The following is a 10,936-nucleotide window of genomic DNA, read 5'->3' as shown; positions in this document are numbered from 1 at the left end:
CGAACCGATCTAGCGTCCGGACTCATGGCCTGGCAAGCGCCGGAGATGACCCAATGCGCATGCCCGATGCCGTGATTCAGCGGTGATGCCGGGGCTCACACCTGCGCGACGCGCGCCGCGCTCGTACCGGCGTGGCGGGCCGTCGCTCTCGGTGCGACGAACGCTATTGGCAAATATAGGAGCCTTGTCAAGCTCAGCAATTCAAAATCATTTCTCCCATCGCCATATGGTCGACGGTGGCGCATTGCACAGTCGCTTTTCGGCACGTACGCCAGTAGGGTTCTTCCGGACTTCGCCATGGATCCTCATGCGCTTTGCGTGCCACCCACCCTCGGCGACATGGCTCCATGCAGGATGAGCGATCTCGTTGATTCAGTTTCGAAAACTATCGTGTGAAATAATGTAAAAAAGCATGAAGTTCATTACGTCCGAGCCTGAGGCCGCGCGGCCCCGCACCCGAGGCGCCAGGGCGACGCCGCGACGCCGGAGCGGGGACGCGGTCAGAGGGCTTCCGCGGCGAAGCCATCCCACGCGCCGCAGAGCTCCTTCTTCAGCCCGGCCTGCGTGGAGATGGCGAGATCGAGGACGATGTTCTCGTCGGTCTCCTCATCGTACCTCGGCCACGCAACGGCGTTTCCGTCGTTCCGGTCGCCGCTCTCCGCATGACGGGACCACGCGCGCGGCGCCGCCATGGCGTAGGATGAAAGCATGCGATCGACGCGCGCCTTGCTCCCGCTGCTCCTCGTTGTCTTCGCGGCCGCGTGTAGCGGCAGCGAGACCAGCCCCGGCAGCGCCACGGGCTCGGGCGGCGCCAGCTCCGGCAGCACCACGGGCTCGGGCGGCGCCAGCCCCGGCAGCGCCACGGGCTCGGGCGGCGCCAGCTCCGGCAGCACCACGGGCTCGGGCGGCGCCAGCCCCAACAGCACCACGGGCTCAAGCGGCGCCAGCCCCAACAGCACCACGGGCTCGGGCCAAGGCGCATCCGGCGGCGCGGGCAGCGCGGGGGGCGCAGGTGGCGCCGGGGGCATGGTCGAGGGACCGGGCACCGACACGACGGTGACCCCGTTCGACGAGACGCCCTTCTACTTCACCAGCGACGACGACCGGCGCGTGGTCGACGCGCCGGTGTCGTTCCCGAGCACAGGCACCTACGAGAGGATCACCTTGCATCTCTCGCTCGAGTGCCCGCCGGGCGGCTGCGATCCGTGGGCTCGCCTGGCGTCGCTCGGCGTCGTCACGGCCAAGGACCCCGCGGGTGACACGGTGATCGAGCTGATGCGCTTCTTCACGCGGGACCCATACGGAGCCGGGGTACGAGCTGTCGACGGTGCTGATCGGGTATCGATGATCCTCATGTCGAGGGGCCCTGTCCCGCCTGAGCGCACCGGCAGCGCTCGCTCTCGTCGCTGCGTATGTGGCCGTCCTCGTGATCCCTGGCCCGCGATTCGACATCATGGCCGTCAGCTCGGGTGAGCCGTCACGCGCGCGGCGGCGTGCGCGCCGCCGGCCAGAGCCGCACGAGGAGCGCGCTGGCCGCCGCCGACGAGGCGAGGGCCGTCACCGCCAGCCAGCCCCACCGGGCGAAGAGCACGCTGCCCAGCGCGGCGCCGGCGGCCATACCGACGAACATGCCGACGACCAGCACGGCGTTGACGCGGCTGCGCGCGCCGGGCTCGATGCCATAGACGATGGTCTGATGCGCCACGAGCGCGGCCTGGATGCCGAGGTCGAAGGCCACGGCGCTGGCGCCGAGCAGCCACAGCCGCCCATGGGCCGACAGCAGGGGCGACAGCGCCATGGCGGCGAAGGCCACGAACGCGAGGGCGGCGCCCATGCGCGTCACCCGTTCGGGCCCGCTGCGGTCGGCGATGCGGCCGGCCAGGGGCGCCGCCACCGCGCCGGCCGCTCCGGCCAGGCCGAAGGCGCCCGCCACCGCGCTGCCGAGGTGGAACGGCGCGCCGTGCAGCATCACGGCGAGCGTGGACCAGAACGCGCTGAACCCCACCGACAGCAGCCCCTGGGCCAGCGTCGCGCGGCGCAGGGCGCCGTGGCGCTTCCACAGCTCGGCCAGGGAGCCGAGCAGCGCGGCGTAGCTCAGCTGCGTCGTCGGCGCGAAGCGCGGCAGGCTGCGCCACATCGCCGCGCCGAGCAGGGCGATGCTGGCCGCGGCGGCGACGAACACCGCGCGCCAGCCGAAATTCTCCGCCACGAAGCCGCTGATCACGCGGGACAGCAGGATGCCCAGCAGCAGGCCGGTCATCACGGTGCCGACCACCTTGCCCCGATGCGCCTCCGGGGCCAGCGTCGCGGCGGCGGGCACGATGTCCTGCGCCAGGGTCGCGGCCAGGCCGGTCACCAGGCTGGCGACGAGCAGCGTGCCGATCGCGTGCGCCGCGCCGCCGAGCAGCAGCGCGGCCGCCAGCAGGGCCGCCTTGGCCAGGATGATGCGCCGCCGGTCGTAGCGGTCGCCGAGCGGCGCGAGCAGCAGGATGCCCAGCGCATAGCCCAGCTGCGTGAGCGTGGGCACGAGGCCGAGCGCGCGGTCGGAGGCGCCGATCTCGGCCCCCAGCACGCCGAGCATGGGCTGGCTGTAGTAGATCGAGGCCACGGCCAGGCCCGCTCCGGTGGCCAGCAGCAGCACCAGGGCGGCGGGCAGGGGCGGCGCGGACGCGGCGGGCGGCGGCTGGTTGGCGGGTGCTGTATGCGTCAACTGAATGGCGTGCATGGTACACCGAGTATGGGAAGCATCGCTCCAGCGCTGTAGTGGCATGCAACGCACGATGGTTATACCGTCGGCGTATGACCAGACCGGCGCCCCCCTCGCCCTCGTCGCTCGACCCCATCGGCTTGCTGCAGACCTTCGTGAGGATCGTCGAGGCGGGCAGCCTGTCGGCCGCGGCCACCCTGCTGGGAACGACGCAGCCCACCGTGAGCCGGCGCCTGCAGGCGCTGGAGCGCTCGCTGGGGCTGCCGCTGCTGCAGCGCACCACGCACACGATGAAGCTGACCGAGGACGGCGAACGGTGCTTCGAGCGCGCCAAGGCGCTGCTGGCCAGCCTGGAGGCGTTCGCGTCGGACATGCGAGGCGACCGCGACCAGCCCGACGGGACGCTCCGCGTGGTCGTTCCGCACGCGTTCGGCCAGCACCAGCTGGTCAAGCCGCTGGCCGACTACCTGCGCCGCTACCCGCGCGTCTCGGTCGAGTGGCTGCTGCACGACCGGCAGCCGAACTTCATCGCCGACGGCATCGACTGCGCGATCCTGGTCGGCGCGGTGGCCGATCCGGCCGTGGTGGCGATCCGCCTGACCGAGGTGCCGCGCATCGTGGCCGCCGCGCCCTCGGTGCTGGGCCGGGGAGCACGGCCGGCTCATCCATCGGACCTGGCGGACCTGCCTTGGCTTGCGCTGCGCACCTACTACCGCGACACGATCGCGCTGACCCACGCGTCGGGGGGTGAACGGGTCGAGCTCGCGATCCGCCCGCGCATGAGCACCGACAGCCTGTATGCGCTGCGCAGCGCAGCGCTGATGGGCCTCGGCGTCTGCGTGGCCTCGTCCTGGCTTTTGACCGACGACCTGGCGCAGAAGCGGCTTCTGCACCTCGCGCCGTCGTGGCAGGCGGATCCGCTGCCGGTCCACCTGGTCTACCCGCAGGCCCGCTTCTATCCGGCCCGGCTGCGCCGCTTCATCGAGGCGATGCGGGAGTCCGTGCCGGCGGTGGTCGACGGCGCCGCGGCGGCCCGTCGCGGTTGATCCGCCGGAGGTTCGCGGCCTACATGCGGGGATGGGATAGGCCATGCGCCGCGATGGATCGCGACGCCAGCAGGACGCTTCGCGCGGAACGTAAGACACAGGAGCTGATCATCCGTGGAACATCGTACTGTTTTGATCTCGGGCGCGAGCATCGCCGGTCCCGCCCTCGCCTTCTGGCTTGCGCGCTACGGATTCCAACCCGTCGTCGTGGAGCGTGCCGGCGCGCTCCGGCTCGGCGGACAGAACATCGACGTCCAGGGCGCGGCGCGGGAGGTCGCGCGCCGCATGGAGATCGAAGGCGACATCCGAGCCGCCACGACGGGGGAGCAGGGGCTCCGCTTCGTCGACGATCACGACGTGACCGTGGCCGAGTTCCCCGCGGCGACCTCGGAGAGGGTCGGGTTCACACAGGAGCTCGAGATCCTCCGCGGCGACCTCGCCAGGATCCTCTACGAGCGCACCCGAGACACGACGGAGTACCTCTTCGGCGACCAGATCATGGGCCTCCGAGATCACGGCGACCGGGTGACGGTCACCTTCGAGCATGGCTCGGAGCGCGACGTCGACCTCGTGATCGCCGCCGACGGCATCCGCTCGCGGACCCGTACGCTCATCGTCGGCGAGGAGCCCAGGATCCGCCCGCTCAACCTCTATGGCAGCTACTTCACGATTCCCCGCGGAGCGTCCGACAGCGCCTGGGCTCGCTGGTACCTCGCCCCCGGCAGACGATCGATCATCCTGCGTCCAGACAATGTGGGCACCACGCGGGCGTCGCTGTGGTTCCTGTCGCCCCCGCGCGGCTACGAGAGGTTGAGCTCCGCCGAGCAGAAGGCGCTCCTCGCGAGCGTCTTCGCCGATGCAGGTTGGGAATCGCCGCGGGTGCTCGCCGCGCTGCGTGACGCCGAGGATGTCTATTTCGATGCCGTCAGCCAGGTCATGGCGCCGCGCTGGTCCCAGGGCCGCGCCGCGCTCGTGGGCGACGCTGCGTACTGTGCGTCGCCGCTCAGCGGAATGGGCGCGAGCCTCTCCCTCGTCGGCGCTTACGTGCTCGCGGGAGAGCTGTCGCGGCACGCCGACCATCGAGACGCCTTCGCGGCCTATGAAGAGCTCATGCGGCCCTATGTCGACCGGGCCCAGAAGCTCCCGCCGGGTGTCCCCTGGATCGTGTACCCGAGGTCGAGGCTCGGCGTTTCACTCCTCCACGGGGTCCTTCGGCTCGCGTCCAGTCCCCTGTTGCGGCGCGGCGCGGGGTGGTTCGGCTCCTCGGCGGACGACGCGATCGAGCTCCCCGATTACTCGAAACCCGGTCCCTCAGCGCGGGCGCGAGCGCGGTGATCGGATCTCCGGCGGCCGCTCATTCGCGCGCTCGTCGAGGTCCACGCGCCTGGGCCGGCCGCGCGCGGCGGCGTGGTCGTGCGGCGCGCCGCGCGCGCGGACGCCTCATGCTCATCAAGTCCTTCGCCTGAGCGCCGCCTTCGGGGGTAGTCTCCCCTCGGACCACAGCGATCGCGACGAGCGGACCGCATGCCGAAGCTTCACGAGATCCGAGCGGACTACGACGCGGAGACCATCGTCATGTACCAGGCCTACGCGCCGGCCATCGCCGAGCCTGCGCTCGCTGCCCAGCGCTTCGTCGCCCCGTTCTCGTTCGGCCGCATGACATGGATCAAGCCGTCGTTCCTATGGCTCATGCACCGCAGCAACTGGGGGCGCAAGGCCGGGCAGGAGCGGATCCTCGCCGTCCGCATCCGGCGGACAGGCTGGGAGCAAGCCCTCTCCCTCGCCGTCCTCACGTCGCCCGAAGCGACGGTGTTCCGCTCGCCGGACGAGTGGAGCAAGGCGTTCGCCGAAGCCAAGGTCCACATTCAATGGGACACCGAGCGCAACCTCCGAGGCGGCCCGCTGCCTTGCTACAGCATCCAGGTCGGCATCGGCCGCGATCTCATTCGCGCGTACGCGGAGAGCTGGGTCGTCGGCATCGAGGATCGAACTCCCCTGGTCCGGAAGATGTACCACCAGATTCAGGCCGGCCACGCGGACAGCGCGGCCAAATCGCTGCCTCGCGAGAGGCCCTACGCCGTCGATGAGAGGATCGCCAGGCGGCTGCTCATCGACCCATGACGAGGCACACCGCCTCCGGACACCGAGGAGCATGCTCGCATTTCTTCATACTTCGCCCGTCCACGTCGAGACGTTCAGCCGCCTCGTCCGGGACGCGGACGACGCGATTCCGGTCCGGCATGAGGTTCAGGAGAGCCTCCTCGCGGATGCGCTGGCGGCCGGTGCGATCACCGACGGCATCCGCTCGGCCACCGCCGCCGTCGTTCGGGCGCTCGCGAACGAGGGCGCGAGGGTCATCGTGTGCACCTGCTCGACGCTCGGCGGCGTCGCGGAGGCTGTCCCCGTGTCGGACTGTCTCGTGATGCGGATCGATCGCCCGATGGCAGAGCAAGCCGTCGCGAGCGGCCGCCGGATCCTCGTCGTGGCCGCGCTCCGGAGCACCTTTCAGCCCACCGGCGCGTTGCTGGGTCAGATAGCCTCCGACGCGGGGCGCTCGATCGATGTCGTCGACGTCCTGTGCGAGCGAGCGTGGCGCCTCTTCGAGAGGGGTGACCATCCTGGTTATGCCGGCGAGATCGCCGGGACGATCGAGGCGACGGCGCTCCCGGGCGATCTCGTGCTTCTGGCCCAGGCGTCGATGGCCCCCGCGGCCGAGCTGGTCCGTCACCTCGGGATCCCCGTGCTGAGCAGCTCGAGATCGGGCGTGGAGGCCGCCGTGTCGCGTTATCGATCGAGAACGGAACACGATGTTTCCCAGCTCCACGGAGAGCCGTGAGCGACATCTCCGTGAAGGTCTTCCAGGCCGTCGTCGCCGGCGCGGCGGCCGACGGCGTGGCCCCCGCGGAGCTGCTCGCCGCCGCCGGGGTCGATCCGGGAGACCTCGCCGATCCGGACATGCGCTTTCCGCGGGCGATCGAGGCCCGGCTCTGGAGCGAGGCCGCCCGGCTCGTCCGCGACGACAGCTTCGGCCTGCGCCTCGCGCAGAGGCTGCCGGTGGGCAGCCTCGGGGCGCTGGGGTTCGCGGTGCGGAGCAGCGCCACGGTCGGGGAAGCCTACGCGCGCGCGGCCCGCTACCTCCGCGTCGTGGCCATCGGCCCTTCCCTCGACATCCGCATAGAGGGCGATGTCGCCCTGCTCCGCCACGAGCCGCCCCGGAGCAGCCCCGCGCCCTCGCGCCACGCGGTCGAGTTCTTCCTTGGCAACCTCGTCGTCCTCGCGAGGCGGGGCGCGGACCCGGCGTTCACCCCGCGCGCCGCGCGGTTTCGCCACGCCGCGCCCGCGCGCGTCGACGAGCACCGCCACCTCTTCGGCGCCGGCCTGCGCTTCGGGGAGGCCCACGATGAGCTGGTGATCGATCGCGCTCTCCTCGCGAGGCCCCAGGCGCACGCCGAGCCCCTGCTCTGCGAGGTGCTCGACCAGCACCTCGCCTCGCTGGCCGCAGCGCTGCCGGCCGAGGCGAGCTTCCTCGAGCGCGCGCGCTCCGCGATCGCGGCCGAGCTGGCCCACGGCGAGCCGGGGCTGCCGGCGATCGCGGCGCGCCTGCGCATGAGCCCGCGCAGCCTCCAGCGGCGGCTCAAGGAGGAGGGCACCTCGCTCTCGTCGGTCCTCGATCGGCTGCGCGCCGATCTCGCCGTGCGCTACCTGAGCGAGTCGCGCGACGCGATCTCGGAGATCGCGTTCCTTCTCGGGTTCTCCGAGGTGAGCACGTTCCACCGCGCCTTCAAGCGCTGGACCGGCGTGACGCCGGCCGCCTACCGCCGCGGCGCGGGGCGCCCAGCGCGAGAGCTCCCCCGCGCGGCGGCGCGTCACCCGTCGAACAGCACATCGTAGACGTACGGCAGCGCGTCGTGCGCTGTGAGATCGTCGAGCGTGTACGTCTTTCCGCCGCCGTACCAGGCGCCCTCGCTCGCGGTGAGCGGGTTGAAGCTCCGGTCGTCGCCCTCGAGCGGCGGCTCGTCCGCGTGCGTCTTCTCCCACGTATACCAGGTGCGATCGAGCTCGCCGTGGAGCATCCAGAACACGGGATCGACCGTCAGCTCGTTGAAATACGTCACGGTGCCGCGCACGTCCGCGTTCGCCGGATCGAGCCCGCCCGCCCACAGGTGCATCCGGACGTGGGGCATGAAGTTGAAGAGGCCATAAACATCCTTGACGGCGCCGACGAGCTCGGTGTCCGGCGCCGCCTTCTGCGCCTCGACGGCTCCGATCCAGCCGATCTCGAAGAGGGCGTTGGTCGTCTCCGCGCCCTGCTGCGAGCTGCTCGGGGGTCCGCCGAAGGCGTCGACGAGCGTCTGGACGGCCGCGCTGTCCGGCAGCTTCACCTCCAGCACATCCAGCGCCGCCCGCGCCTTGGGATAGTTCTCGATGCGGAGCTCTGGGGTGACGTCGAGCGCATCGTAGAAATCGGCGAACGTGCGCTCGGCGAGGATGCGCTCGACGTCTTCGGGCGCCTGCAGCGTATCGAAGACCAGGTTCTTGCCCGGCCAGCGCCCGAAGACGATGTCGTAGCGCTCGCCCACCGCCTTGCCGTACCCGGCGTGCCCCTCGGGCAGGCCGGGCGGCACGATGGCCGTCCCGCCCTTGGGCTCGAAGCCGTGGACCCAGTGCGGCAGGTCCTGATCGTGCGCCGCGTCCCAGTACGGAATGAACAGGAGATCGGCTTCGCTCGGGTCCATGCCCTCTTCCTGGTCTCGCTGGCGGAGGGCGGCGCGGAGCATCTGCTCCGCCTCGAGGAGGAAGGCCCGGTGCCACGGCAGGAGCCGGTAGCCCGACGTTTCGTCCATGACCATGATGGTCATCGGCGAGGTGGCCTGCAGGTCGGCGCCGTGGTGGCGATGCCGGTGGTGGTCGTAGTGCTCGTCGTTGAAGACGTCGAAGAAGCCGTTCGCGACGGCGTACTCGTAGGCTCGCTTGAACCTGTCGATCTCTTCGCTGGTCATCGCCGAGGCGCTCTTGCGGACGGTCGCCTGGGCTCCCGCGCTCGCGTCGCCGGCGTCCCCCGAGGTGTCGGCGCCACAGCCGAGCGAGAGCCCGAGCCACGCCGCCGCCGACGCCGCCGCGATCATCCCACGCACGAACGCTCGTCGATGCAACTCACGTGTCATGTCCTGCCTCCTTCGGACGAGAGCTCCGTCGTTCATGAGGCGTTTATAAAGACGCGAGCGCGCCCCCGCATTGGCCGAGCGCGACGAAAGCGTTGGCCTACCGCGCCAGCGGTCGGTCACGTCGCCGCGTGGGCGCGTCGTGCTCTCTCGACCGGGCAAATCGGATGGACAGATGGTCGCCGACGGCCAGCGCCGGACGACTCCAGTCCAGGCATTCGTCCGTGCGGTAGTCCCGCCCGCCGACCGAGAACCAGAAATGGCTGGGGACGTCGCTTCGCGTAGGTCCGGCCCAGGTGATCAAGGACATCACATGACCACGGCGCGGTACCCCCGCGACACAGACTCGCCGCGAGTTCAGCTCGACGAGGACGGCGCGCTCTGCGCGCGCGCCAGGCGGACGAAGAGCGCGGCGCGCCATCGCGGTCGCGGTCCTCGAGAGAAGGTCCCGGGCGCTCCGGGAGATGGTCGCGAGTTGCCTTCGTGGATCGCGCAGCATCGGCCCGGCGAACGCGCCCAGCGCGGTACGGACCTGGCGGAGCAGCGTGGCGCGATACGACTCGGCGCTCGGCGTGCGTTTCAAGGGGGGGTCGACGGTGTCGGCGTCGAGGACCTCGATCCCGATCTCGTCCCCGACCCTGAGCGCGCGGGAAGGCCACACCAAAAACTCTTGCCGGTCGGAGGCCAACCCGCCGATCCACACGTCGCCGTCCCTGAGCAGCGCCTCCGGAGAGCCGGCGCGCCGCGTGATGATGATCGTCAGAACGCCGGCCCGGCCGACGCCCGCAGTGCACACCTTCGTTCCATTGACCGAGACACGGAATGCGATCATTGCTCCCCCGCGCGCACGCTTTGTTAATTGTATATCCCAACGCGTCACGCGGTGCCATCGCCAGCTGGGGATGCCGTGAAGCGGGCGTCGCGAAGGCGATGAGGCGCTCGCGGAGAGCGCGGTGCTCTTCGCGCGGCTGAATCAGGAGAGAAACCGCAAGGGGCGCGAGGGGCGCAAGGGAACAGAGACGAAATCTCTTCCCCTTTTCCCCTTGCGCTCCTCGCGCCCCTTGCGGTTTCTCTCCCCCATCTGCTGTTTTTTTTCGAGATTTGACCTGATCGGTGCTCGAAGTGAGCGAACGCGCGTCACATGCGCACGTGACGCGCGTGGTTCAGCGGCACACCTGCTGGTAGTCGGGGCAGCAATCCCCGGACACCGTGCAGAGGTTGTCGCAGAAGCACACCGGACCTCCACCCGCGTCCTGAGGGCCGGCCCCGCCGCAGTAGTTCCTGGTCCTGCCGGCGCAGGTGTAGAGGTTGCTGCGCGCCTCGAAGCTCGTGGCCGTGCACGTGCCGCCGCCCCAGAAGGCGTTCGTGTGCACATGGAGCCTCGCGCGACAGTCGGCCGGATTGCCAGGGTTGACCCAGCCGGCGAACTCGCAGGCTCCGTTCCCGTTCCAGCTCACGTCGACCCTGACCCGCTCATACCCAGGAGCGCACATGCCGCCGAACTCCGGGTAATGGTCCTCCTCCACGATGTTCCCGCCGTAATGCTGGCTGAAGCTCGCACGCCGCCGCGGCGCGCCGACGGCGAGCGCCTCGGCGTCGCTCCCGACGGCCCCCTCGTCGGCGGCGCCGTCGAGCTCCGCGCGATCCTCATCGGGATCGCCCGTGTCTCCGGCTTCGACGGCGCACCCGAACCCGAGCAGCGAAGCCACAACGACCGCACACGTATTACGGATCAACATAGTTTGCTCCTCACGAAGAAGAAAATTGCGATGGTCAGCGCGACAGATCGGGCGCTCTTCAGCGCCCCCGTTCCTCGTGTCGTCGCGACGCAATGCCATTGAGCAACAGCCATGCCGGGTGTGAATTCGGCTGTTTTTCCGGTGCCCCGCTCGCCCCTGGGCTGCTCCGCCACACCGCCTCGTGGCTGCCATGCTCGCGGAGGCCCGACGCCGGGGCCCGCCTGGGTGCAACCGGGTGCAACCGGGTGCAACGGGTGCAACACCGCCGCTCTGAAGCCGCCA

The 10,936-nt window shown here is 70.4% G+C and carries 11 protein-coding genes; 6 read left to right on the top strand and 5 right to left on the bottom strand.

Annotation, left to right across the window (positions count from 1 at the left end; all coding sequences use genetic code 11):
- Positions 1–500: 500 nt before the first annotated feature.
- Positions 501–710, bottom strand: coding sequence for a hypothetical protein (locus WMF14_RS47930; RefSeq protein ID WP_437797577.1), 210 nt, complete (start codon positions 708–710; stop codon positions 501–503).
- Here WMF14_RS47930 and WMF14_RS47925 point away from each other — a divergent pair.
- Positions 709–1,473 (top strand): hypothetical protein, encoded by a 765-nt coding sequence (locus tag WMF14_RS47925; RefSeq protein ID WP_437797575.1) that lies wholly within the window; start codon positions 709–711, stop codon positions 1,471–1,473. The genes WMF14_RS47930 and WMF14_RS47925 overlap by 2 nt on opposite strands.
- 4 nt (positions 1,474–1,477) lie before the next feature.
- On the opposite strand, the gene WMF14_RS47920 is transcribed toward WMF14_RS47925, so the two are convergent.
- Complete coding sequence (locus WMF14_RS47920) at positions 1,478–2,725, bottom strand: MFS transporter (RefSeq protein ID WP_437797574.1); 1,248 nt, start codon at positions 2,723–2,725, stop codon at positions 1,478–1,480.
- Between WMF14_RS47920 and WMF14_RS47915 the strand changes: the two genes are divergently transcribed.
- From WMF14_RS47915 to WMF14_RS47895, 5 genes are all read left to right on the top strand, one after another.
- Positions 2,698–3,753, top strand: coding sequence for a LysR family transcriptional regulator (locus tag WMF14_RS47915; protein ID WP_437804426.1), 1,056 nt, complete (start codon positions 2,698–2,700; stop codon positions 3,751–3,753). The genes WMF14_RS47920 and WMF14_RS47915 overlap by 28 nt on opposite strands.
- A 114-nt stretch (positions 3,754–3,867) precedes the next feature.
- On the top strand, positions 3,868–5,088 hold the full coding sequence (locus WMF14_RS47910; RefSeq protein ID WP_437797572.1) for an FAD-dependent monooxygenase: 1,221 nt from the start codon (positions 3,868–3,870) through the stop codon (positions 5,086–5,088).
- Positions 5,089–5,277: 189 nt separating this feature from the next.
- Positions 5,278–5,874: a DUF4291 domain-containing protein gene (locus WMF14_RS47905; RefSeq protein WP_437797570.1), complete on the top strand. Its 597-nt coding sequence runs from the start codon at positions 5,278–5,280 to the stop codon at positions 5,872–5,874.
- 31 nt (positions 5,875–5,905) lie between these two features.
- On the top strand, positions 5,906–6,589 hold the full coding sequence (locus tag WMF14_RS47900; RefSeq protein ID WP_437797568.1) for a hypothetical protein: 684 nt from the start codon (positions 5,906–5,908) through the stop codon (positions 6,587–6,589).
- Positions 6,586–7,644 carry an AraC family transcriptional regulator gene (locus WMF14_RS47895; protein WP_437797566.1) on the top strand — a complete coding sequence of 353 codons (1,059 nt, stop codon included), beginning with the start codon at positions 6,586–6,588 and terminating at the stop codon, positions 7,642–7,644. The genes WMF14_RS47900 and WMF14_RS47895 overlap by 4 nt, the downstream gene beginning before the upstream one ends.
- Here the strand turns inward: WMF14_RS47895 and WMF14_RS47890 are convergent.
- The 3 genes from WMF14_RS47890 to WMF14_RS47880 form a co-directional block, all read right to left on the bottom strand.
- Positions 7,620–8,918 carry a tyrosinase family protein gene (locus WMF14_RS47890; protein WP_437797564.1) on the bottom strand — a complete coding sequence of 433 codons (1,299 nt, stop codon included), beginning with the start codon at positions 8,916–8,918 and terminating at the stop codon, positions 7,620–7,622. The two genes, WMF14_RS47895 and WMF14_RS47890, sit on opposite strands and share 25 nt — an antisense overlap.
- Before the next feature lie 97 nt (positions 8,919–9,015).
- A complete protein-coding gene (locus tag WMF14_RS47885; RefSeq protein WP_437797562.1) occupies positions 9,016–9,795 on the bottom strand; it encodes a hypothetical protein in 780 nt (259 codons plus the stop codon).
- Positions 9,796–10,078: 283 nt separating this feature from the next.
- Positions 10,079–10,654, bottom strand: a complete 576-nt coding sequence (locus WMF14_RS47880) for a hypothetical protein (RefSeq protein WP_437797560.1) — start codon at positions 10,652–10,654, stop codon at positions 10,079–10,081.
- Positions 10,655–10,936 lie beyond the last annotated feature (282 nt).

It is taken from the genome of Sorangium sp. So ce693, from assembly GCF_051521375.1.
Classification (GTDB): Bacteria; Myxococcota_A; Polyangia; order Polyangiales; family Polyangiaceae; genus Sorangium; species Sorangium atrum.
This window is presented reverse-complemented; position numbering and strand designations above follow the sequence as displayed.

Coding starts and splice junctions, on each gene's coding strand:
- WMF14_RS47925 (WP_437797575.1), top strand. CDS start 709: ATGCGATCGACGCGCGCCTTGCTCCCGCTGCTCCTCGTTGTCTTCGCG.
- WMF14_RS47930 (WP_437797577.1), bottom strand. CDS start 710: ATGCTTTCATCCTACGCCATGGCGGCGCCGCGCGCGTGGTCCCGTCAT.
- WMF14_RS47920 (WP_437797574.1), bottom strand. CDS start 2,725: ATGCACGCCATTCAGTTGACGCATACAGCACCCGCCAACCAGCCGCCG.
- WMF14_RS47905 (WP_437797570.1), top strand. CDS start 5,278: ATGCCGAAGCTTCACGAGATCCGAGCGGACTACGACGCGGAGACCATC.
- WMF14_RS47900 (WP_437797568.1), top strand. CDS start 5,906: ATGCTCGCATTTCTTCATACTTCGCCCGTCCACGTCGAGACGTTCAGC.
- WMF14_RS47890 (WP_437797564.1), bottom strand. CDS start 8,918: ATGACACGTGAGTTGCATCGACGAGCGTTCGTGCGTGGGATGATCGCG.
- WMF14_RS47880 (WP_437797560.1), bottom strand. CDS start 10,654: ATGTTGATCCGTAATACGTGTGCGGTCGTTGTGGCTTCGCTGCTCGGG.